General features: G+C 63.0%; 22 protein-coding genes and 1 pseudogene. 9 read left to right on the forward strand and 14 right to left on the reverse strand.

The window, feature by feature from the left end; translation table 11 throughout:
- Positions 1-15 precede the first annotated feature (15 nt).
- Positions 16-1,011: a LysR family transcriptional regulator gene (locus tag NMA58_RS23910; protein ID WP_434714176.1), complete on the forward strand. Its 996-nt coding sequence runs from the start codon at positions 16-18 to the stop codon at positions 1,009-1,011.
- 12 nt (positions 1,012-1,023) lie between these two features.
- On the opposite strand, the gene NMA58_RS23915 is transcribed toward NMA58_RS23910, so the two are convergent.
- From NMA58_RS23915 to NMA58_RS23925, 3 genes are read right to left on the reverse strand one after another with little or no spacing between them, the layout of a single operon-like run.
- Positions 1,024-2,223 (reverse strand): thiolase family protein, encoded by a 1,200-nt coding sequence (locus NMA58_RS23915; protein WP_434714177.1) that lies wholly within the window; start codon positions 2,221-2,223, stop codon positions 1,024-1,026.
- Positions 2,201-3,715 carry an AMP-binding protein gene (locus tag NMA58_RS23920; protein ID WP_434714178.1) on the reverse strand — a complete coding sequence of 505 codons (1,515 nt, stop codon included), beginning with the start codon at positions 3,713-3,715 and terminating at the stop codon, positions 2,201-2,203. The genes NMA58_RS23915 and NMA58_RS23920 overlap by 23 nt, the downstream gene beginning before the upstream one ends.
- Before the next feature lie 3 nt (positions 3,716-3,718).
- Complete coding sequence (locus NMA58_RS23925) at positions 3,719-4,135, reverse strand: acyl-CoA thioesterase (RefSeq protein ID WP_302755405.1); 417 nt, start codon at positions 4,133-4,135, stop codon at positions 3,719-3,721.
- A gap of 53 nt (positions 4,136-4,188) precedes the next feature.
- Between NMA58_RS23925 and NMA58_RS23930 the strand changes: the two genes are divergently transcribed.
- The gene (locus tag NMA58_RS23930; RefSeq protein ID WP_434714179.1) at positions 4,189-5,157 is read left to right on the forward strand and encodes a zinc-dependent alcohol dehydrogenase family protein; all 969 of its coding nucleotides are present in this window, start codon (positions 4,189-4,191) and stop codon (positions 5,155-5,157) included.
- Positions 5,158-5,228: 71 nt separating this feature from the next.
- Here the strand turns inward: NMA58_RS23930 and NMA58_RS23935 are convergent, their stop codons facing one another.
- Positions 5,229-6,104: a LysR substrate-binding domain-containing protein gene (locus tag NMA58_RS23935; protein ID WP_434714181.1), complete on the reverse strand. Its 876-nt coding sequence runs from the start codon at positions 6,102-6,104 to the stop codon at positions 5,229-5,231.
- Between the two features lie 106 nt (positions 6,105-6,210).
- Between NMA58_RS23935 and NMA58_RS23940 the strand changes: the two genes are divergently transcribed.
- Together NMA58_RS23940 and NMA58_RS23945 are read left to right on the forward strand one after the other, a co-directional pair.
- Positions 6,211-6,915 carry an SDR family oxidoreductase gene (locus NMA58_RS23940; RefSeq protein ID WP_434714183.1) on the forward strand — a complete coding sequence of 235 codons (705 nt, stop codon included), beginning with the start codon at positions 6,211-6,213 and terminating at the stop codon, positions 6,913-6,915.
- Between the two features lie 10 nt (positions 6,916-6,925).
- On the forward strand, positions 6,926-7,498 hold the full coding sequence (locus NMA58_RS23945) for a pyridoxamine 5'-phosphate oxidase family protein (protein ID WP_434714184.1): 573 nt from the start codon (positions 6,926-6,928) through the stop codon (positions 7,496-7,498).
- Here the strand turns inward: NMA58_RS23945 and NMA58_RS23950 are convergent.
- Positions 7,450-7,685 (reverse strand): annotated as a pseudogene (locus NMA58_RS23950) (hypothetical protein); the annotation flags it as partial. The gene NMA58_RS23945 and the pseudogene NMA58_RS23950 overlap by 49 nt on opposite strands.
- A gap of 79 nt (positions 7,686-7,764) precedes the next feature.
- Between NMA58_RS23950 and NMA58_RS23955 the strand changes: the two are divergent.
- The 3 genes from NMA58_RS23955 to NMA58_RS23965 all read left to right on the forward strand — a co-directional run bounded on the left by NMA58_RS23955 (position 7,765) and on the right by NMA58_RS23965 (position 9,065).
- Positions 7,765-8,322: a DUF3299 domain-containing protein gene (locus NMA58_RS23955; RefSeq protein WP_434714185.1), complete on the forward strand. Its 558-nt coding sequence runs from the start codon at positions 7,765-7,767 to the stop codon at positions 8,320-8,322.
- A 75-nt stretch (positions 8,323-8,397) separates the two neighbouring features.
- Positions 8,398-8,658, forward strand: a complete 261-nt coding sequence (locus NMA58_RS23960; protein ID WP_085781307.1) for an antitoxin — start codon at positions 8,398-8,400, stop codon at positions 8,656-8,658.
- The gene (locus NMA58_RS23965) at positions 8,655-9,065 is read left to right on the forward strand and encodes a type II toxin-antitoxin system VapC family toxin (RefSeq protein WP_221157535.1); all 411 of its coding nucleotides are present in this window, start codon (positions 8,655-8,657) and stop codon (positions 9,063-9,065) included. The genes NMA58_RS23960 and NMA58_RS23965 overlap by 4 nt, the downstream gene beginning before the upstream one ends.
- A gap of 94 nt (positions 9,066-9,159) precedes the next feature.
- Here the strand turns inward: NMA58_RS23965 and NMA58_RS23970 are convergent, their stop codons facing one another.
- Together NMA58_RS23970 and katG are read right to left on the reverse strand one after the other, a co-directional pair.
- On the reverse strand, positions 9,160-9,885 hold the full coding sequence (locus NMA58_RS23970) for an SDR family oxidoreductase (protein WP_434714186.1): 726 nt from the start codon (positions 9,883-9,885) through the stop codon (positions 9,160-9,162).
- A gap of 551 nt (positions 9,886-10,436) precedes the next feature.
- Positions 10,437-12,623, reverse strand: a complete 2,187-nt coding sequence (gene katG / locus NMA58_RS23975; protein WP_434714187.1) for a catalase/peroxidase HPI — start codon at positions 12,621-12,623, stop codon at positions 10,437-10,439.
- A gap of 143 nt (positions 12,624-12,766) precedes the next feature.
- Between katG and NMA58_RS23980 the strand changes: the two genes are divergently transcribed.
- Positions 12,767-13,681 (forward strand): LysR substrate-binding domain-containing protein, encoded by a 915-nt coding sequence (locus NMA58_RS23980; protein ID WP_434714189.1) that lies wholly within the window; start codon positions 12,767-12,769, stop codon positions 13,679-13,681.
- A 45-nt stretch (positions 13,682-13,726) separates the two neighbouring features.
- Here NMA58_RS23980 and panB read toward each other — a convergent pair whose 3' ends face one another.
- Positions 13,727-14,548: a 3-methyl-2-oxobutanoate hydroxymethyltransferase gene (gene panB, locus NMA58_RS23985; protein ID WP_097601236.1), complete on the reverse strand. Its 822-nt coding sequence runs from the start codon at positions 14,546-14,548 to the stop codon at positions 13,727-13,729.
- Positions 14,545-15,468, reverse strand: a complete 924-nt coding sequence (panC, locus tag NMA58_RS23990; protein ID WP_434714191.1) for a pantoate--beta-alanine ligase — start codon at positions 15,466-15,468, stop codon at positions 14,545-14,547. Before panC ends, panB begins: the two co-directional genes overlap by 4 nt.
- Before the next feature lie 242 nt (positions 15,469-15,710).
- Here panC and NMA58_RS23995 point away from each other — a divergent pair, with 242 nt between their 5' ends.
- Entirely contained in the window at positions 15,711-16,190 is a 480-nt protein-coding gene (locus tag NMA58_RS23995; RefSeq protein ID WP_434714192.1) for a ProQ/FINO family protein, read from the forward strand.
- Here NMA58_RS23995 and repC read toward each other — a convergent pair.
- The 5 genes from repC to NMA58_RS24020 form a co-directional block, all read right to left on the reverse strand.
- Complete coding sequence (gene repC, locus NMA58_RS24000) at positions 16,183-17,484, reverse strand: plasmid replication protein RepC (protein WP_434714194.1); 1,302 nt, start codon at positions 17,482-17,484, stop codon at positions 16,183-16,185. The two genes, NMA58_RS23995 and repC, sit on opposite strands and share 8 nt — an antisense overlap.
- Positions 17,485-17,696: 212 nt before the next feature.
- Complete coding sequence (repB, locus tag NMA58_RS24005) at positions 17,697-18,671, reverse strand: plasmid partitioning protein RepB (RefSeq protein ID WP_434714196.1); 975 nt, start codon at positions 18,669-18,671, stop codon at positions 17,697-17,699.
- Between the two features lie 70 nt (positions 18,672-18,741).
- Complete coding sequence (gene repA / locus NMA58_RS24010; RefSeq protein WP_221113634.1) at positions 18,742-19,950, reverse strand: plasmid partitioning protein RepA; 1,209 nt, start codon at positions 19,948-19,950, stop codon at positions 18,742-18,744.
- 239 nt (positions 19,951-20,189) lie between these two features.
- The gene (locus tag NMA58_RS24015) at positions 20,190-21,251 is read right to left on the reverse strand and encodes an ABC transporter ATP-binding protein (RefSeq protein WP_434714197.1); all 1,062 of its coding nucleotides are present in this window, start codon (positions 21,249-21,251) and stop codon (positions 20,190-20,192) included.
- A gap of 22 nt (positions 21,252-21,273) precedes the next feature.
- Positions 21,274-22,128 carry a sugar phosphate isomerase/epimerase family protein gene (locus tag NMA58_RS24020; RefSeq protein WP_434714366.1) on the reverse strand — a complete coding sequence of 285 codons (855 nt, stop codon included), beginning with the start codon at positions 22,126-22,128 and terminating at the stop codon, positions 21,274-21,276.
- Positions 22,129-22,164 lie beyond the last annotated feature (36 nt).

The raw sequence follows: 22,164 nt of genomic DNA on the forward strand, positions 1-22,164 counted from the left end.
GAGGATATTGAGTTCGTGAAATTCTCAGCCCTCGATCTCAATCTGTTGCGTGTATTCGACGCCATGATGGCGGAGCTCTCGACCGTGCGAGCCGGCGAGCGTGTCGGCTTGTCCCAGCCGGCCGTGAGTTCGGCGTTGGGGAGACTGCGCGCGCTCCTGGACGACGAATTGTTCGTCCGGGAAGGCAATCAGATGATGCCGACCGCCCGGGCGCTCGAGCTGCGTGAACCGATAAGGCAAGCCCTGGCCGGCATGGAAGAGGCATTGGCGACGAACACTTCCTTCGACCCCGCCACCTCGACCCGATCCTTCATGCTGATCGGATCGGACTACTTCTCCTCGCTGTTGATGCCGCCGCTTGCTGCACGCCTGGCCAAAGCGGCGCCCTCTATCATCCTGCAGATGATCGATCATGCATCATCGCAAGTCTTCGGGATGCTGCGTGACGGCCGGGCTGATATCGTTATCGATCGGTCGTTCGAACCGCCTGAATGGGTTGTAAGCCGTAGGCTTTTCCAATCATGGCTGGTATGCATTGCCAGGCGAGGACATCCTCTCCTTGCCAGCCATGGCATTTGTCCAGGAGACGCCATACCGGCGGACGTCTTCTGCGCTGTTCCCCACGTCCTGCGCTCGGCCGATGGCAGCAGGACGGGGACGATCGATCCCGCCCTTGCACGCCTGGGTCTCGTCAGGCGCGTCATGGTCACGGTGCCGCATTTCCACGCGGTCGCTCTTGCCGTTGAAGCGAGCGAAATGCTGGGGAGCATTCCGGTTCATTTCGCGCGCATGTTGACCGGCCGGCTGATGCTCGACGTGTTCATGCCCCCGATGGATTCGCCGAAAATGGACGTGACCATGTATTGGCTTCGTCGTTTCGATCGCGATCCGGGAAGTGTCTGGCTTCGGGATCAGATTGCGGGCGCCCTCGCCGCATCGGAGCCGCCTTGGTTTCCAATATCGATCGAGCCAGATCACAAGAGGATTGAAACCGGCAGCGCACGTGCCTGAATGGCGGTCTTCTCAGAAGAGGCGGACAGCCTCGAACAGCGCCGTGAGCCCGATGCCGCCGCCGATGCCGATCATGGCGAGGCCGGTTGTGCCTGGTGCCCAGCCGTCCCTGCGGATCAGCTGGCCGTAGAGCCGGGTGACCAGGATCGCGCCGGATGCGCCGAAGGGATGGCCAAGAGCGATGGCGCCGCCCTCTTTGTTGACCGTGTCGGCTGATAGATCCAGCTGATCGAGCGACGCCAGAACCTGGGCCGCGAAAGCCTCGTTGAATTCGATGGCGTCGATCGCGGAAAGCGACAGGTGAGGCTGGCGCTGCAGAAGCTTGTCCGTCGAGGCGACCGGGCCGATGCCGAGCAGGTTGGGGTCGACGCCGGCGGCGGCGCTGTCGATGAAGGCGAGGCCCTTTTCGATGCCGAGGCTCTTCGCCATGCCGCGGCTCATGACGAGCACCAGGCAGGCGCCGTCGTTCACAGGGCAAGCATTGCCTGCCGTCACCGAGCCATCCGCCAGGAAAACGGGTTTCAGCTTTGCGAGCGCCTCGAGCGAGGTCGTCGGGCGCGGACATTCGTCTCGCGTTACGGGGCCGCTGGCGGTGGCGATCTCGACGATCTCCGGCAGGAAGCGGCCTGCTTCGGCCGCTGCGACGGCGAGCCGGTGACTGCGTAGGGCGAACTCATCCTGAAGCCGGCGCGAGATGTCAAATTTGCGCGCAACATTTTCGGCGGCGATGCCCATCTCGGGATCGCCGATCGCCTCAGGTGAAAACCGCGCCCGCCCGTAAAAGCGCGGCACGGCGCCATTCGTCTTCGGTCGTTCCACGCGCCACGGCGCAGTGCTGACGCTTTCGACGCCGCCGGCAAGGAAAACCGAACCGGCCTTCGCCTGGATCAGCCGGGCGGCCATGATGATCGCTTCGAGGCCGGAACCGCATTGCCGGTCGATCGCAACACCGGGAACGGCCATGGGCAGGCCGGCATGGAGGGCGGCCAGCCGGCCGATATTGCCGCCGCCGCCGGCGGCATTGCCGACCAGCACGTCGTCGATGGCATCGGGCGCAACGCCTGTTTCTGCGACGATCCGGCGGATGATGGGGGTAAGCAGGTCTTCGGCTGCAACCGTCGACAGCGAGCCGAAGGCCCGGCCGATCGGCGTGCGGTAGGCGGCGACCACGACCGGCTGCCAATCCTCGTCAGGCTGATAGGCGTAGGACAAGACCGTCTCCCGAAATCACCGATGCCTCTACCTGCCCGCGCGCGATCTTGCCGCTGCTCGTCATCGGCCAGGCGCCGATATGGTAGAACTGCCTGGGGATCTTGAACCTTGCAAGCCTGCCGGCGCAATGCTCGGCAAGCATTTTCGCATCCATCGCCTCCCCCGAGACGACGGCAACGATGCTTTGGCCGTAATAGGGGTCCGGCCGCCCGAAGACGACGGCATCTTCGACGCCGCGGCAGGTTTTGAGCGCGCTCTCGACTTCGGCGGGATAAACGTTGTTGCCGCCCGATATCATCATGCCGCCCGCCCGGCCGATCACCCGCAGCATGCCGTTTGCATCGATTTCGCCGAGATCGCCGACAGTCGCGCCCGCCGGGGTGACCCGGAATGCCTGGCCGTCGTCGCCCCAGAGATAGCCGTCGGCAATCAGGTCGCTGTTGACGAAGATGGTGCCCGGCACATCGGTGCCGACATCGTTTTCCTCCGGGTCGCGAATGGAGATTTCGACGCCGGGATAGGCTCGCCCGACCCGGTCGATCGGAAAATCGGTCGCGCCGCCAACGAGCGTCGAAATGGTCATGAAACCAATCTCGGAGGCGCCGCAATATTCCCGGATGCGCGCCTTCGGAAAAAGTCGGCGCATGGATTGGACTTCGTTGAGGTTCAGCTTGGCGCCGGCGGTCAGCACGTCGCGTAAGGATTCCATCGGCTCGCTCCATGCCCGGGCGATGCCCGCTATATGGGTGGGCACGGCAACCAGCCGCTCTATCTTTTCTGAGGAGAGAATGCGCGCGACCGCGCCGGCATCCCATTTCCCGATCGAATGGAAGGTTGCTCCGGCATCGAGCGCTTCGACGAGTGCGTAAAGCGCGAGCCCATGCGCCAGCGCTCCCGGGCACAGGGTCGAGGGCGCGTCCTGGAGTTCGAACACGAGACGCCCCCGATCGAGGCTTCGGCGCCACTGTTCGCGCGAGCGGTAATAGGCCTTCGGTTCGGCTGTCGTGCCCGAGGTGAAGCCGATCAGGAAGATCCCCTCGGCATCGACGGGCATGTCGTCTCCCGTCGCGGCGAGGTCAAAGGGCTCCGCGCCGGCGACGATCACGGGAACACCGAGCCGGCGGCCGATCTCGGCGCTTGCGTTGGCAGCATCATCGACGACAAGCGCGTCAGGCGCCAGGCGCTCGACGATGCGCTCGATCGTTGCCTCCGGCATCATCGGATCGATGACAGCGCAGGCATTCGCCAGTGCGGTGGCGGCGATAAAATACTGTGCAAAACCGATGTGATTGCCGAGGCTGACCGCTACAAGCTTCTCGACGCCGGGAAGATCGAATGAACGGCCGTTCGAGCGCGGAAGCGCCTGGATGAACCGGTAGATCGCGCCGGCACGGCTATAGAGTTCGCCATAGCTCAGGCCACCGTCGATCACGACTGCCGGCTTGTCCGGTCTCTCCGTGGCGTGTCGAAGAAGCTCCGCGTGGATCGGCATGGGTCAGCCCTGCGACAAGGCGGCCCTGGTCGCCTCGGGGATCGGCGTCGGGCGGCTGTCGGAAAGGCCGACGCAGACCCAGACGAGTCCGGCCGAGGCGCAATGGGCGCCGTCGCGCTGGCGATAGAGCTCGATCGTAAAGGATAGGCTTGACCGCCCGATCTTCTCGACCTTGACCTTCGCCTCGACGATATCGTCGACGTCGATCGGGTTGTGAAAGGTGATCTCCGCCTTCTTCACATGATAGGCAACACCTGAGGTGGTGTGGCGGAAGTGGCTGAGGATCTCCCGGTGGCGCAGGAACTCGACGACCGCATCCTCGCAATAATCGAGGTAAACCGAATTGTGGACATGGCCATAAATGTCGATGTCTCGCATCGAGACCCGGAACGATGCTAAAGGCCTGTCGTCAACGCTCATTCGATCACCGAAATTTCGAAGGCGTGTTCTAACCGACTGTGTGGGGGATGCAAATGCAATATCAGGCGGTCGTGCGAAAATACGGGCCGGCCGAGGAGGTCGTCGGCATCGAACGCGCCGATCTGGCGCCGCTTTCGCGAGACCAGGTTCGCGTTCGCCTGCTGGCGCGCTCGATTAATCCCTCCGATATCATCACCATCTCTGGCGCCTATGCCGGCCGCACGACCCTGCCCTTCATCCCAGGCTTCGAAGCCTTCGGGGTGGTCGAAGAATGCGGCGAAGAGGTTCATGGGCTTGCGCCGGGGGCACGCGTGCTGCCGGTGCGCAGCGCCGGCGGATGGCAGGAGTTCAAGGATACCGATCCGAACTGGTGCCTTCGCGTGCCCGACGCGCTTTCGGATTTCGAGGCCGCGACCAGCTATGTCAACCCGATGACCGCCTGGTTGATGCTGCATAAGAAGATCGGGCTGAGACCCGGCATGCGTATTGCCATCAATGCCGCCGCCTCTTCGATCGGGTCGATCCTGATCGGCATGGCAAACGCCGTTGGCGTCGAGCCGATCGCGATCGTCCGCAGCGAAGAATCCCTCGCGCGCCTGCGGGGCCGGCTGGAGGCTGTCATCGTCGACAGGGCGGGCAGCGATCTCGCCGCCGGCCTCGCCGGCAGGTCCGGGCTCGATGCAGTGCTCGACTGCGTCGGTGGCGCGCGCGCCTCGGTACTTGCCGATGCGCTGAAGCCTGGCGGTTACTTCCTGCATTATGGTCTGCTTTCGGGTGAGAGCATCCCGCCGTCATTCTGGTCGTCCCATCCCGACATCGCCTTTTCCTATTGTCACCTTAGGGAATGGGTTCACTCCGAGGCGATGGTCGAGGTCCAGCGCGCCTATTCCGAAGTTGCTACGCAGATCGCGGGCAAGGTCATCGCGACCGAGGTGCGGGAGGTCTTTCCGCTGGATAAGATCGGCAATGCGCTCCGCTCTGCCCTGCCTTTCCGGACGGGTGGCAAGGTGCTGCTGGCGTGAGGGGCGCCTGGGGGAGTGGAGAGAGGTTGCGACCCGCATTATTGTCTGTCGATGTTTTCATGCGGCGCGCGTCAGGAACGCGAGAGCTGCGTCGCACACCAGTCCCAGACGGCGTCGACCGCCTTTCGCGGCGACGATGATCGTTTGCGCACGAGGAAGTAATCGGATCCGATGGTCGCCGTCGCATCAGTCACCTGCACCAGCCGTCCGGCCTCGAGATCGGCCATGACGAAAGCCCGGCAGGCGAGCACGACACCCTGGCCGGCGAGTGCGGCGTCAAGCGCCAGGGTCGTATGGTTGAAGGCCGCGCCGGGCAGCTTCTCGCGCGTGCGCAGGAATACCGGCCAGTGATCGTGCGAGTCATGCAGAAGCGGCAGTTTGCGAAGCTGTTCGCCGCTTAAGGGCAAGGTCAGGCCCTTGACCAGATGCGGGCTTGCGACCGCCACAAGTTCCTGGCGAAACAGCAGTTGCGCCTGCAGGTTTGCCGGAAAAGGCGGGCGGGTGAGGCGCACCGCGATGTCTACCTGGTCGCGGTCGAAATCGGCGAGCGCCTCGGTGGCGACCGTCCTCAGATCGATGTCGGGAAGGGCCGCGTAGAGCTCGGCGAGCCGCGGGATCAACAGCCTGGTGGCGACCGTGGGGGTGGCGGTGATCGTTACCATTTCCGGCCGGTCGAGAAGCCGCGCGGTCGCTTCGGCAAGCGTATCGAAGGCGCGGGTCACGTCCACCAGATAGGCCGTGCCATAGGCAGTGAGCGCAAGGCCGCGGGCAAGGCGTTGGAACAGCCTGAGGCCGAGCTGATCCTCCAGCGCGCGAACCTGCTGCGCGACCGCGCCCTGCGTGACGCCCAGTTCTTCGGCGGCGGCGCGGAAATTCAGCCTGCGGCCGGAAACCTCGAAGGCGCGCAGGGCATTGAGGGATGGCAGCGTGCGGCGGGATTGGCTCATCGGCATATCCAGTAGATTTTCTACAGTCTGGCAGCTTTCTTTCTCGCGCGAAAGTCCCTTCAGCTTCTGCCATAATGCTGCGCAAAATCAGCTATCGGAGGTTTAAATGTCTGAAGGAAAAGTCGCTCTCATCACCGCCGGCGGGTCCGGCATGGGGGCGGCGGCCGCCAGGAGGCTCGCCGCGGACGGCTATCGCGTCGCTGTTCTCTCTTCCTCCGGCAAGGGAGAGGCGCTGGCAAATGAGCTCGGCGGCGTCGGCGTCACCGGCTCGAACCAGTCGAACGACGACCTGAAGCGGCTCGTCGATCTGGCGATGGAGCGATGGGGGCGGATCGACGCGCTGGTCAATTCCGCCGGTCACGGCCCGCGTGCGCCGATCCTCGAAATTTCAGACGAGGACTGGCATAAGGGCATGGAGGTCTATTTCCTCAGCGCCGTGCGGCCGACCCGCCTGGTGACGCCGATCATGGAAGCCCAGGGCGGCGGTGCGATCGTTAACATTTCGACGGCATGGGCCTTCGAGCCTTCGCCGATGTTCCCGACCTCGGCGGTGGCCCGGGCGGGACTGGCAAGTTTCACCAAAATCTTCGCCGACACCTATGCGGCCAAGAACATCCGCATGAACAACGTCCTGCCCGGCTGGATCGACAGCCTGCCCGCGACCGACGAGCGGCGGGACAGCGTTCCGCTGGGCCGCTACGGCACGAGCGATGAAATCGCCGCCACCATCGCCTTCCTCCTGTCGGAAGGTGCGGGCTACATCACCGGCCAGAACATCCGCGTCGACGGCGGCATCGCCCGTTCCGTCTGAGCGACTGCCGGTGGATCTGACTGACATCGATGCCTCGGCATGGGCGGAGCTGGAAACGGCTGCGGCGGATCCGCAGTCGGGTTTCCGCTATGTGAGCCTTTGCTCCGTCGATACCGAGGCGAAGCCGCAGGCGCGCATGGTCGTGCTGCGTGCGGCCGATAGGTCGGCTCGGTGTCTCGAATTTCATACGGATACTCGCAGCTCCAAATGGCTGGAACTTTCAGTCAATCCCCGCGTCACGATCCTCGGCTTTAGCGCCGAGAGCCGGCTGCAGCTTCGGCTTCAAGGGGCGGTCGAGCTTCATGGGCCGGGAAGCGCAGGTGCTAATGCCGCGTGGGGCAGGCTGCCCGCGCGGACGCGGATGACCTATGCGGGCGGCCCGCCCGGGGACGAGCGCGCCTTCGAAACGATCGACGCGGCAGAGCCTGCGGATGAGGCCGAGGGAAAGACGCGCTTTGGCGTCTTGATCTTCCGGGCCTGGATGCTGGATTGGTTCCAGCTGCGGCAGCAGGACAACCGTCGCGCGCTGTTCTGTTATGACGAAGCCGGCGCCCTCTCTTCTTGCCGCTGGGTCAATCCCTGACCTGAAATCGGCCCGCTTTCGGACGTTGAGCGGAGGCGATCAATCGTCCCCGGGCGGTCCGATTTCGGCGTCGCCAGCCCGTGAGTTCCAGCGTCAGGATGCGAGTTTCGAGCAGGTTGAAGATGCGCAGCACCGCATCGATCGCCTCGAAGGGCTTGGTCAGGAAATCCTTTCCGCCGAGGGAAAGCGGATGGACGGCCGAGCGAAATCAGGAGTACCCTCCGCGGCAGCGGCAGGTCGCCGAAACGGCGGCCACGGGAGACGCGATGATGAAGCACAGACTGTTTCGCCTGATGTTCGGGGTGCTGGCATTTGCTTCCGCACCGCCGGTTTCCGATGCCTTTGCCGCAGCCCAGCCCATCTTCTGGAGCGCTTTGCGCCCGGCCGAACAGGCCAAGGCGACAATGCCGCTGTCGGGCAAGACGGTCAGCGGCCCGCAGGGCGAAACGCTTGTCTGGCATGACGAAGGCCAGCCCGTCGCATTGACGGGCTTCGTGCTGCCGGTCGACCAGGATGGTGATCTCGTCTACGAATTCATGCTGGTCCCCTGGGCCGGAGCCTGCAGCCACATGCCCTCCCCTCCGCCCAATCAGCTGGTCCGCGTCGTTCCGCAGGAGCCTCTGCACCTCGAAAGAATGTACGAGACCGTCACCGTAACGGGGAGCCTGCGGCCCGGCTTGGACCAGGCGCAGTTCTTCATGATCGACGGCGTCCGCGTCCTTTCCTACGGCTACAGCATGAGCCATGCCCAAGTGGCGAAAGCGACGGCGAGCGATGATCCCGATCTGCTGACGCTCTCGCCTTTCGGCATTCTGCCTCGCTAGCGGAACGGCTTCTTGTATGAGTGCCGCCAGCCGCGTATATACATAACTATATATACGATCTGTGGAGCGTTCTCTATGCCGCAATATGCGCGCGTCTTTCAATCCGGCAATTCGCAGGCCGTCCGGCTGCCGAAGGAGTTTCGCTTCGACGTCGATCAGGTGGAAGTGACACGGGAAGGCGATGCGATCATTCTGCGGCCGCGGACCGATCACGGCGGGCGCTGGGCCTCGTTGCGCAGCGCCCTGGAGCGCGGCCTCAGCGACGATTTCATGGCGGAGGGACGTGAGCAGCCGGAAGATCAGGAGAGAACTGGCCTTCAGGACTTGTTCAAGTGATCACTCATCTCATCGATACCAATGCGGTGATCGCTCTGATCGGCCGGAAGTCCGACACGCTGCTCGCCCACATCATGGACAGCGACGAGGGATCGATCGGGCTGTCGAGCATCGTCATGCACGAGCTCTATTACGGCGCCTACAAGAGCGCGAAAATTTCCTACAATCTCGAAACCCTGCGCCTGTTCATGGCGGATTTCCCGACCGTCGGTTTCGAGCGCGAGGATGCGCTGGCCGCTGGAGAGATCCGCGCGGCGTTGGCGGCAAAGGGAACACCGATCGGTCCTTATGATGTGCTGATAGCCGCGCAGGCGAAGACGCGGGATCTTGTTCTAATTACGAACAACGTCGGGGAGTTCCGGCGCGTGGATGGTCTGCGCGTCGAGGATTGGACGACCGGGCGGTAGCCCCGGAGAGCTTCAGCCGGCGTTTCGGCACGCACTATCCCCTCTTCACGCAGCCGGTTTATACGGAGAGGAATCCACCCTGCCTTCACTCACATCAGATGTCGAAGGCGCTCGGCAGGATCACCACGTCGCGGATCGTCACGTTGCGCGGGCGGGTCAGCATGAAGAGCACGGCTTCCGCGACGTCGCGGGGTTCGATCAGCGCGCCCGCCTCTTTTGCCTTGCGCAGGTTTTCCGCAGGCCAGTCTTTCAGCAAGGCGCTGCTGACAGGGCCGGGCGAGACGGATCCGACGCGGATGCCGTTCTTGAGGAGCTGCCGCCGCATGGTCTGGACGAAGCAATGCATCGCCCATTTCGAAGGCGAATAGACCGGCTCCCACGGGACCGGGGCATGGCCCGCGACCGAACTGGTGACGATGATGTCTCCCGTCCCTCTCTCGATCATGTGCGGCACGACCGTCCGGACGTTCTTGATGACCACGTTGACGTTCAGATTGAGCATGCGGTCGATCGCATCGAGGTCGGCATCCGCCAGATCCCCGCCGATATAGGTGCCGGCATTGGCATGGAAGATGTCGAGCTGGCCGGCCTTCGAGAGAATGCCGTCCAGCAGGCCGGCGCACTCCTCGGGTCTCAGAAGGTCGAGCGGCAGCGCGATCGCCCTCTCGCCGAGCCTGCCGCAGGCCGCACTCAGCGCCGCCTCGTCCCGATCGATCATCACGACCGTGCCGCCCGCCGCGATGATCGCCTCGGTCGTCGCCAATCCAATGCCTGAGGCAGCTCCGGTAATGGCCGCGATTTTACCTTGCAAACCGTTCATATCCACTCCTCCAAATGTGTCGATCATCTATCGCATGCGGGCTCGGTCATGGCTAGAAGTTCGCGGCGTGGCGGGGATGATCTGGGCGATTGGGCGGTGGTGCCTCTGAACTCTCTTCCGTCATGCTCGGGCTTGTCCCGAGCATCGGCTTCCGGTCGATAGGGCAGCAGATCCTCCTCGGCACAAGGCCGAGGACGACGCCGAGTAAAAATGAAACGGCTGCGGAAAAGTGGCCGGAGGCCAACCCCACACTCCTCATTCCTGTGCCTGTCACAGGAATCCAGCCACCGCGCGTCCGCGCGGTGAATGACTATTTTGAAAACAAGGGAGTTTCCTGCGCCCAAGGACTTGGGCGCGCTGGATCCCTGTGACATCCCTCGGGCTAAGCCTGAGGTCACAGGGATGAGGGAAGGATAGGTGGTGCCCGCGCCCCACCAACCATCACGTGCGGCGAGGATCGGAAGCTTGGACGGTTGTAGCCGCCCCAGGACATTCACAAAAAAAACCGGGCGCGGCCGAAAGCCGCGCCCGGGCAAAACTCGCTGAACCGATCAGACGAGGTCGAAGCGGTCGGCGTTCATGACCTTGTTCCAGGCGGCGACGAAGTCCTTGACGAACTTCTGCTTGGCGTCGGCCTGGCCGTAGACTTCGGCGAAGGCGCGCAGCTGCGAGTGCGAGCCGAAGATCAGGTCGACGCGGGTACCGGTCCACTTAGGCGCACCCGTCTTGCGGTCGCGGCCTTCATAGACGCCGTCCTTGCCGGCGGCCGGAACCCACTGCGTGGCCATGTCGAGCAGGTTGACGAAGAAGTCGTTCGTCAGTGTCTCGGGGCGCGAGGTGAAGACGCCGTGCTCGGGATTGCCTGCCTTCAACACGCGCAGGCCGCCGACGAGAACGGTCATCTCAGGCCCGGTCAGCGTCAAAAGCTGGGCGCGGTCGACGAGCGCTTCTTCCGGCTTCATGAACTGATGGCGCTTGTCGTTCACATAGTTGCGGAAGCCGTCGATGCGGGGCTCGAGCGGCGCGAAGGAATGCGCGTCGGTCTGGGCTTCGGACGCGTCCATGCGGCCCGGCGTGAAGGGCACGCTGATGGCGTTGCCGCCCGCTGCCGCGGCCTTTTCGACGCCGGCAGCACCGGCAAGCACGATCAGATCGGCGAGCGAGATCTTCTTAGCCCCCGTCTGGGCTGCGTTGAAGTCCTTCTGGATGCCTTCTAGAACACCGAGCACTTTGGCGAGCTGCGCCGGCTGGTTGGCTTCCCAGTCCTTCTGCGGAGCCAGGCGGATGCGCGCGCCATTGGCGCCGCCCCGCTTGTCGGAGCCGCGGAAGGTCGAGGCCGACGCCCAGGCGGTTGAGACGAGTTCCTGTACGGAAAGGCCGGTTGCGAGAACCTTTGCCTTCAGTTCGGCAATGTCCTGATCGTCGACAAGCGGATGGTCGACCGCCGGGATCACGTCCTGCCAGATCAGGTCTTCGGCCGGAACTTCAGGGCCGAGGTAGCGCACCTTCGGTCCCATGTCGCGGTGGGTCAGCTTGAACCACGCGCGGGCGAAAGCGTCGGCGAACTCACCGGGATTTTCGAGAAACCGCCGCGAGATCTTCTCGTAGATCGGATCGAAGCGCAGCGACAAATCGGTGGTCAGCATGGTCGGCACATGCTTCTTGCCCGCCTCATAGGCGTCCGGGATGGAGGCTTCGGCGTTCTTGGCCCGCCACTGGTGCGCGCCGGCCGGGCTCTTCGTCAGCTCCCACTCGTAAGCGAAGAGGTTTTCGAAGAAGTAGTTGCTCCACCTGGTCGGCGTCTGCGACCAGGTGACTTCGAGACCGGCGGTGATCGCGTCCTTGCCGACGCCGGTGCCGAACGTGCTCTTCCAACCAAGGCCCTGGTCTTCGATCGCGCCGCCTTCCGGCTCGGCGCCGATAAAGGACGGGTCGCCTGCGCCATGGGTCTTGCCGAAGGTGTGGCCGCCGGCGATCAATGCCACGGTTTCCTCGTCGTTCATTGCCATGCGAGCGAAGGTTTCACGGATGTCTCGGGCCGCAGCGACCGGGTCGGGATTGCCGTTCGGGCCTTCCGGGTTGACGTAGATGAGGCCCATCTGAACGGCGCCGAGCGGTTCTGCAAGCTGGCGTTCGCCGCTGTAGCGCTCGTCGCCGAGCCAGGTGCCTTCCGGACCCCAGTAGAGCTCTTCCGGCTCCCAGACGTCGGCGCGGCCGCCGGCGAAGCCGAAGGTCTTGAACCCCATCGATTCGAGCGCGACGTTGCCGGTGAGAATCAGGAGGTCGGCCCAGGAGATGCGGTTGCCGTATTTCTGCTTGATCGGCCAGAGCAGCCGGCGGGCCTTGTCGAGGTTGGCGTTGTCAGGCCAACTGTTGAGCGGCGCGAAACGCTGCTGGCCCTGACCGGCGCCGCCGCGGCCGTCGGTGATGCGATAGGTGCCGGCGCTATGCCAGGCCATGCGGATGAACAGGCCGCCGTAATGGCCGAAGTCGGCCGGCCACCAGTCCTGAGAATCCGTCATCAGCGCATGAAGATCCTTCTTCAGCGCGTCCAGATCGAGCTTCTTGAACTCCTCGGCATAGTCGAACTCCTTGCCCATCGGGTCGGCACGGCCGGAATTGTGATGAAGAATCTGCACGTTCAGCTGGTTCGGCCACCAGTCGCGGTTGGCTCTGCCGCGCGGCGTATTGCCATGGGCTACAGGACATTTTCCTGTGCTGTCAGTGGGGTTGTCCATGATCGTCTCCTTCATTGCTTGATCGGTCGGCGGTTCAAAAAGATGAGCCGAGCTGACGCCCCACTCTCTCCCTGCAGTCTTCATATCGGAAGCGTTCAATAATTTTAAGTTGGATTTACTGATTGTCGCGATAAGCTGAGGTTATGAAGAATCTTACCCTGAAACAGCTACGCTATTTTGAAGCCCTGGCGCGGGATGGCCGCTTCCGCCGTGCCGCCGACGCCTGCGCCATCTCCCAGCCGGCGCTCTCCATGCAGATCAAAGAACTCGAGCAAGAATTGGGCGGCGAGCTCTTCGAGCGCAGCGCGCGCGAGGTGAAGCTTACCCCGTTCGGACAGAGCTTCGCGCTGCGCGTCCGCGACATCCTGCGCGCCGTCGACGAATTGGGGGAGTTTGCCCGCGCCTCGCGCGAATCCTTCCTCAAGCGCCTGCGCATCGGCATCATTCCGACGATCGCGCCCTACCTTCTGCCGGCAATTATAAACGATCTCAACGAAACCTTCGCCGGAATTCAGATCGAGGTGCGCGAGACGCAGACAGGCAAGCTGGTTCATGAACTGGCGCAGGGCCAGCTCGACATGGCGATCGTCGCGCTGCCGGTGTCGGAACCCTCGCTCACCGAACTCGAGCTTTTCAAGGAAGAATTCGTGCTGGTCCGGCGGCAGGAGGAGGGAGACAAGCCGGTGCCAGAGCGCGAAGCCTTGCGCGAAATGCGGCTGCTGCTGCTCGAAGAGGGCCACTGCTTCCGCGACCAGGCGCTGTCCTTCTGCAAGATCGGCCCAGCCCGCCCGCGGGAGATCATGGAAGGCAGCTCGCTCTCCACCCTCGTCCAGATGGTCGGTGCCGGCATCGGCGTGACACTGATTCCGGAGATGGCCGTTCCGGTCGAAACGCGCTCGGCCCAAGTCTCAATCTCCCGCTTCCCCTCGCCACAGCCGTCGCGGACGATCGGCATGGTCTGGCGCAATTCGACGCCGATGGCCAAGCAGCTGCAGGAAGTCGCCGAGGCGGTGCGCCGCTCGGCCGAGACGATGCGCGCGCAGGATCCGCTCACGTGACGGACCTTGGCCGTCATCTCAGCGTCTAAGACCCCGCCCCTCACCTCAACTGCGGCGCTTGAACGTATGCTCGGCTGCCGGAAATTTGCGCGCCCGCACCTCTTCGGCATAGGAGGCGGCGGCGTCCGCGACCCTCTTGCCGAGTTCGTCGTAGCGCTTGACGAAACGCGGCTTGAAATCATTGAAGAGGCCGAGAATGTCGTCGGAAACCAGGATCTGGCCGTCGCAGGCGGAAGAGGCGCCGATGCCGATAGTCGGGATGTGCACGGCTGCCGTCACTTCGCGGGCCAGTGGCTCCACCGTGCCCTCGACGACGACGGCGAAGGCGCCTGAGCCGCCAATCGCATGCGCGTCGCGGCGGATCTTCGAGGTCTCGTGTTCGGAATGGCCGACGGAGCGATAGCCGCCGGCGGTGTGGACGAGCTGCGGCATCAGGCCGATGTGGCCGAGCACGGGAATGCCCCGCTTCGTCAGGAAGGCGATGGTTTCGGCCATCTCCTCGCCGCCTTCGAGCTTGACGGCGTCGCAGCCGGTTTCCTGCATGATGCGCACGGCGTTGCGGAAGGCAATCTCCTTCGATTCCTGATAGCTTCCGAAGGGCATGTCGACGACGACGCAGGCATTGGCGGCGCCGCGCATCACGGCCTTGCCATGAGCGATCATCATGTCCAGCGTCACGCCGATCGTGGTCTCCATGCCGTAGAGCACCATGCCGAGCGAATCCCCGACCAGCAGCAGGTCGCAATGCTCGTCGAGGAGGCGCGCCATCGGCGTCGTATAGGCGGTGAGGCAGACGATCGGCTTACCGCCCTTCATGGCTGCGATCCGCGTCGGCGTCAGGCGCTTCTGAGATCCGGTGGCGCTCATTTCGTCACTCCCTTTCCCGGCTGACCGCTCATTCGGTTGTCTCGGATCATTCTGTTCCCGCTCGCCGGGCTGCTGTTGTTTCCGACAACTCTGTTGTCGAGAAGCCGCGTCGTGCCGATCTGCACGAAGAGCGCCACCACGATGGGGCCTTCGAGCGAAGCGACCGGCGCCAGCGTTTCTGCATCCCTGACTGCGACGACTTCGGGTTTTGCCAGAGGCTCGCGGCCGATGAAGGCGGTGAGTTTCGCCTCAAGTTCTTGCGCATCGGTGATGCCTTCGGCGATGAGCCGCTCGGCCTCATCCAGCGCCTGCGGAACGATCACCGCCGCGCGGCGCTCATCGGGGCTGAGATAGACATTGCGCGACGACAAGGCGAGGCCGTCGCTGTCGCGCACGGTCGGCACAGAGATCACCCGCACCGGCACGGCGAGATCTTCCACCATGCGCTTGATGATGACGACCTGCTGGTAGTCCTTCTCCCCGAAATAAGCAGTCTGAGGCTGGACGATGTTGAAAAGCTTGGTGACGACGGTGGCGACTCCGGCAAAATGGCCGGGCCTGACTGCGCCTTCGAGTTCGCGGCCGAGATCGGGAACGTCGACCACCGTCTTCATCGGGCGGGGATACATATCCTCGACGCCGGGCGCGAAGAGGAAATTCACGCCGGCCTGCTTGAGCATGTCGCCGTCGCGTTCGAGATCGCGCGGATATTTGCCGAGGTCTTCGGCCGGGCCGAATTGCAGCGGATTGACGAAGATCGAGACGACGACGATGTCGTTCTCGGCCCTGGCGCGCGTGACGAGCTTGAGATGTCCGGCGTGCAGATAGCCCATGGTCGGAACGAGGCCGATGGTGCGCCCCTGCCGCTTCAGCGCATCGAGCGTGTGGCGCAGCTCTTCAATATTCGAGAAAACCCGCATACATCCTCCCCGCGGCCGGTCACTCATCTTGGGCGCGGATAAGAAATGTAATCGAAGCCCGAGGTCAATGCACTTCCGGACAAAAAACGACTAGATGCATGGTGGGCCGATAAACCGACCCATATCCGCTCAGAAATCTTTGTCTCGCATCCGGCTTGCCGCAGGGCTAGCAATGTGCGACCTGCGCCTCTATCTACCCTCTCCGTCAAGATACCATCACAGTCGGCCGTTATGGAGTTTACATGGACAAACCCTGGAAGATCAGCCGCGGGCCGATAGCGGCGACCGAGCTTGATGTTGAGAAGGCAAACGCGATCAACTCGCTGCTGATCCGGCCTGTCGGCGTGCTTCCGGCCAAGCCCGGTGATCCCGTCCTCCCCTTCGTCGTCGGTCTGTTCAACGAGCTGCGCCCGCTCCTGAAGCCCGATGCCGGCGTGACGACGCTTCGGCGCGCGACCGCTGCCTATGTCCATTGCCGGCGCTATTATTTCGCCAGCGCTCAGCCCGATTCCATGCGCCATAACATCGACGGCGAACCGGTCGAGCCGCTGTCGGAGGAAGACCGATTGGTTGCGCAGAAGCGTTTCCTGAGCCTCAAGCAGAGCGCCGCGAAGGCCGAGGAACCCGAGCCGGCACCTGTCGTGGTTGCCGCTCCTGTGCTGAGCAAGAACGAACAGATCCGCGCCGCACTTCTGCGCGGCAGGAAGAACGCCGTCAGCTGAGCTTGGCGACAGGTGGATCTTTTGCGCGCAGGAGCGCCATCAGCATCGGCCCCAACGCAAACTCACCTCGCTCGGCGCGCCGCGTGAGGTCCCGGAGATAGCCGCCGGCGGAATGGATGCACCCTCCCCTCTGCAAAATGCAGGCGATGACGGTGGCGGCGTTTTCCGGTCCCATCACCGCGCACGCCTGCTCATAGGCAGATGGGCTGACGTGAAGCATCGTGCGCACCACGATAACAGCCGTCATCAGATCCCGCCAACTGCCGATCGCGCCGCCCGGACCGTAATCGGAAATGTCGGGGCAGGCCTGGAGAATCATGGTGAGCGGGAAGGATTTGAGTTCGGTTGCCCTCTTCCTGACAGCGAAGCGCCATCGCTCCCCGCCACTCGCCTGCGCTTCCGGACTGTCATCGTCCGGTTTCGTCTCCGGCTGATCATTCCGCTCGGCCCGCCTCTCCGCCGTCACCCCCTGTCCGCTTTCGAGACCCGCTTCAAATTCAATTATGGATTCGGGGTGAGAATTCTGTATGTGGCGCTCAATTTGGGATTCACTGGCGCTCGGCATCTGCATTTTCTCATGCAGTTCCAATAGGTTGACGATATTTTCGCGGGCTATCTCGAGTTCTTTGAGGATCGGCGGGAGGTTTTCCAGATTTGCAGCCTTCGGAATGCGCTGCAGGATCGCCTGGAACATCGAAGAGATGCGCTGCCAGTCGCCGGGAACAGCTTCCTCGACGGCTGCGGAAATCAGTTTGGCGATGTCGCGCCGGCAGATCGTCAGCTGCTCCTTCATGCCTCGCAGCATCTGGCGGTCGGCCACGATGCGCGCCGCCATCGTCTCGATTTCGCCTGCGCGGGCGAGAAGCGGTGCGAGGCTGAAGCCGTAGGCCTCGTCGATCCCGCCTTCCCTGCCACGGCGCACATAGCGCTTGCCGTTCGGGCTGTCCTTGCGGGAGATAAGGCCGGCTTCCACCAGCAGGGCAAGATGCCGGCGCAAGGTGGCGGCGGCCATGCCGCGGGCTCTGAGCGAAAGCTGCGCGTTGGAGGGAAAGACCACCAGCGGTTTGTCGCTGGAGAGTTCGTCCTCGGGATAAAAACTCAGCAGCGCATCAAGCACCGTCAGCGCCCGGTCGGTCACGTCGAGCCCTGCCCGCGCCTCGCAGACCGATCGGAACAGGTTCCATTTGTTGCGCGTCGTTCCGGCCGCGATCGCCTCGCCACGCCGCTGTTTCAGCAGCAAGGCAAGTGTCATCGGCCGCCGCCCGAAGGGCGTCGTCACATAGTCACTCTCCATTTCCTTCACCTCTCATCAGGCAAAAGAAATCCGCTCACCGAAACGATGCGAGGAGGAAAAGTGCCGCAGCGTCATTTGCGCGTCTGAAAAGACGCCGAGGCGCTGCAGGACTCTTGACTGGGATTCGTGAAAATGCGATTCTCTGTCTTGCTTAAGGATGTGAGAAGGGCTTCCACGACTCGTTCGTTTGGGGGCCTTTTTCTTTTGCGGTTTCAGTCTCCTTGTTTGCCCTCCTCGGCGAGGAATTGCTCATAGAGCGCATCCAGCCTGCCGGAGAGAAATTCTCCGAAGCGGCCGGCATTTCTGGCCTTCATCGAGAGCGAGAACGCCTTGCCGTCATTCTTCATTTCCGCCTGGACCGCCTTATCCCGCGGCTGCCATTTCACCTTCCTCGCGGCGACGGTTTTCTTGACCGGTCGCGCGCTTTTGTTCAGCGCCGCATAGAGCGCTTCAAAACGTTTGTCGGAAGGTAGCTGATGAAAGTTGTCGTCTTGCAGGACCTTGGCGACACTTGCCGCATTGGCCGATTTTCCGGCGAGCAGCGACAGTTCCACCCAGCGCTCGCGGCCGACGCCGGGCGCCGGCCCGATTGCCTGGACGACCTCCGGCGAGATGCGGTCCATTACCGACAGCATCTTCGAGACCAAAGCCGCATTGGCGGCAAGTGCGGTCGAGACGACCTCCCTGTCGTAACCGAGCTCCTCCAGCCGTCTGGCAAAGAGTGCGCGCTCGATGAAGGTGAGGTCGGCGCGGGCCGAATTCTCCTGACCCTGGGCGATCACGTGGGTCCGGTCGTCGATCACCTTGACGACGGCACGGACATTGCGGCCGAGTTCGCGGGCGGCGCGCAGCCGCCGGTGACCAAAGACCACCTGATAACGTCCGTCGATCCTGGCGTGGGGACGCACCAGGATGGGCGTGTCCTGTCCGCGCGCGCGGATCGCTTCGACGAGCGCTTGGAAGTCCTCGTCATCCTCGGACAGGCGGTCCTTGATGAAGGAGGCTTCGACGAGATCGGGGTCGAGATCGACCACCGCCTCGCCCTCCAGGAATTTTTCCGCCTGCTTGGCAAGCTCATCCAGCGAGCGGACGAGCGACCGGCCTGCCCCGCGCATCGGATAGTTCGGCGCGCCTGCGTTTTCATCAGGCATATCGGCCAGCCCTTCCAGCAGGTTCTTTCGTGCCATCAGCTTCCTCCGATTGCGGTCATTGCATTGATTTGGCTCACGGAAACGGCGAATTTGTCAGCCGACAAATTTACCGCCCCCATGCCTGGTGAATGAGGCCGGCGATCTCCGCGTTGACGGCGTCCATCGCCTCCAGCGCGCGATCATAGGTACCCCGGTTCATCGAGGCGCGCTCGACCTCGTAAAGCGTTTGCTTGGTGATCCCGGCATCCGAGATCGCGGTGGATTTGACCATCTGGTTCTTCAGCATGAATTCGTGGAACATCGTCGACATGAAGCCGACCATCTGCGCCTGCGGCACGTCGGTCGGCTCAAAGCGGGTGATGAGATAGCGATACCAGGAGAGGTTCACTTCGGCGCCGGCGGCGCGGATCGGCTTCAGGATGCCGCCGAGCATCAGAAGGAACTGGCCCATCGACATGACGTCGAGCATTTGTGGATGGATGGTGATCAAAACGCTGGTCGCGGCTGTCAGCGCCGTCAGCGTGAGGTAGCCGAGCTGCGGCGGGCAATCGATGACGACGACGTCGTAACGATCGTCGACCTCGGCAAGCGCGCGAGAGATGCGGGTGAAGAAGGTCTTGCCGTCATTGGTCGATTTGTCGGCCATGGCAAGCGGCGTATCGTATTCGTATTCCTGCAGGTCGAGATTGGCTGGCACGATGTCGAGACCGGGAAAATTCGTCTTGTGGATGATCTCGGAGAGTGGCTTCTTCTCGCCGTCATAGCGGATCGCTTCATAGAGCGAGGCGGCCTGGTCGAACTCCGGCTGGAAGCCGTGCAGGGATGAGAGCGATGCCTGCGGATCGAGATCGACGGCGAGCACGCGGTGGCCGGTCAACGCCAGATGCTGGGCAAGATGGGCAGCCGTCGTCGTCTTGCCCGAGCCGCCCTTGAAATTGACGACGGCGACGACCTGTAGCTTCTCATGAGCGCGGCGATGGGGCACATACATGCGGCTTTCGGAGCGGCCATGCGCATCGAGATAGCGCCTCAGCTCGAGCATCTGCTCGGCGCTGTAGGAGCGCCGCCCAGAAGGCGACGTTTGCGGGCAGGGGCCTTTGCCCTCGAGATGCAGTTTCTTCAGCGTGCTCTGCGACGCGCCGACATAACTGGCGACCTCGGCAAGAGAAAAGCTGCGCAGCGTCTTCTTCGCGTTCGGCGGAAAGCGCTGCACGCTCAGGAGATGCAGCTTCTTCGAAATCACGTCGCCGTGCTCGAGAATCTGATCCTCGAAATAGAGCGGCGCGGCCTTCACGGCGTTCGAATTAGCGTTCATCGGCAGCAATCTTTCGGATAACGGTTTTCGGGATCAAAAGCCCCTGTAACCGTTATTATCCGCGATTCTCCGATACCGGCCAAGAAATTTAAGGTTAACGCATATTAACCTTTTCGATGCTCGTCCAAGCACTTGCCGGATCTCTGCGTGATGTCCGGCCGACCGGGGATTTGGGCCGGGGGCGCTGATAACGCGCCCCCGGCGGCGCCCGGCCGAAGGGGAGGGGGCATTCGGCGGGCTTAACTCAATGGCGCTTCGCCTGTGGTAATGCGCTGCTCGTCGGCGCCGAAGAGGTGAACGGTGTCGTGGCCGGGGGCGATCCTCAACACGTCGCCTGGGGCGGCCCGGATCCGGTCGCGGAAGACGCAGGTCAGCGTCTGACCTCCGAGCCGCACGAGCACGAGTGTTTCCGAGCCTGTGGGCTCGACGACGACGGTCGTCACTTCGATGCCGTTGGGGTCGAGCATGATATGTTCGGGACGAATGCCGTAGGTCACGGCATCCTTCGGCCGGCGTTCGCTCGGCAGCAGCAGCCCGTCCACGGTCCTGAACCCGTCTTCGCTCATGCTGCCCTTGATGAAATTCATCGCCGGCGAGCCGATGAAACCGGCGACGAACAGATTGTTCGGGCGGTCATAGAGTTCGAGCGGCGAGCCCGATTGCTCGATCAGCCCGTCCTTCATGACAACGATCTTGTCGGCCATGGTCATGGCTTCGATCTGGTCGTGGGTCACGTAGATTGTCGTCGTCTGCAGCCGCTGATGCAGTTCCTTGATCTCCGAGCGCATCTGCACCCGAAGCTTGGCATCGAGGTTCGACAAAGGCTCGTCGAACAGGAAGACGGCTGGATCGCGCACGATCGCCCGGCCCATGGCGACGCGCTGACGCTGGCCACCCGAAAGCTGCTTCGGATAACGCTCCAGCAGGTTTTCCAGCCCGAGGATCTTCGCCGCATTGCCGACGCGCTGATCGATCTCCGATCTCGGCATGCGCTTCATCCGCAGCGAGAAGCCCATGTTCTTCGCCACCGTCATATGCGGATAGAGCGCGTAGTTCTGGAACACCATGGCGATGTCGCGGTCTTTGGGCGCAAGCTCGTTGACGATGTGCTTGCCGATCTGGATCTTGCCCGAGGTGATGCCCTCCAGGCCGGCGATCATTCTGAGCAGCGTCGATTTTCCGCAGCCGGAGGGGCCGACCAGGACGACGAATTCGCCGTCGCCGATATCGACGGACACGCCTTTGATGGCTTTGAAGGCGCCGTAGTCCTTGCGCGCATTGCTGACCGAAACATGGGCCATGAAACTCCTCCCGAATTCGCCGTCAAAGTCCGTTCAAGACACTTTTGAGATAATCGAGGCCGAGGCGCTCACCCTCCTTGCGCGCGGCCAAGTCCTTGCCCGGCCAGCCGTAAGCGGCATCCTCGTGCTCGATCGACAGCGTGCCGTCAAAACCGTAGCCGCGGGCCTGCCTGAGGAAACGCGGCCAGTCGAGCAGACCGAGCCCCGGCAACTTGTATTGCCACCAGCCCTTGCCGTGATAGCCGAGTGCCTGCAGGGCCTCGGCGTCGATCGCCGTATCCTTGGCGTGCAGAATGGCGATGCGGTCCTTGACCGCCTCCAGCGCCCGATAGGGATCGACGCCGATGCGGATGAGGTGCGAGGGGTCGAATTCGAGGCCGAAGCGGCGGTCCTCGATGCGGCGGAAAAGTTCCTGCCATCCCCTAGGCGTCGTTCCGATGAAATTGTCTCTAGGTCCGGGCCAGTTCTCGATCGCGAAGGTGAGGCCGCTTGCCTGCGTTTGCGCGATCAGCCCAATCGCGAAGTCGGCGAAGTCGTCATAATTGGCCTCGTCGCTTGCCGTATCGTTGCGACCGGGAAAGATCACGAAGATCGGAACGCCGGCGCCGCCGATCGCTTCGGCAAATTCTGAGGTCCTTGCCCGGAGTTCCCGGCGCTTGTCGCGATCGGCATCAAGCTGATTGCCGAAAAAAGTGATCGAGGAGACGAAGAGGCCGCGGCTTCGTGCCAGCGAGATGGCGTCCTCCACCCGGTCGGGCGTCTTGATGTGGCCGCCGACATCAATCTCGATCGCTTCGAACCCCGCCGACGCGGCGAAATCTACCACTTCCTCCAGCGGGCGGTCATTGAATGTCGAGGTATAGAAGCCGATCTTCACCATATCCTCCGATCCTCATCAAAATCCGGGGGCCTT

Source organism: Rhizobium sp. YTUHZ045 (assembly GCF_051124255.1).
Lineage (GTDB): Bacteria > Pseudomonadota > Alphaproteobacteria > Rhizobiales > Rhizobiaceae > Rhizobium.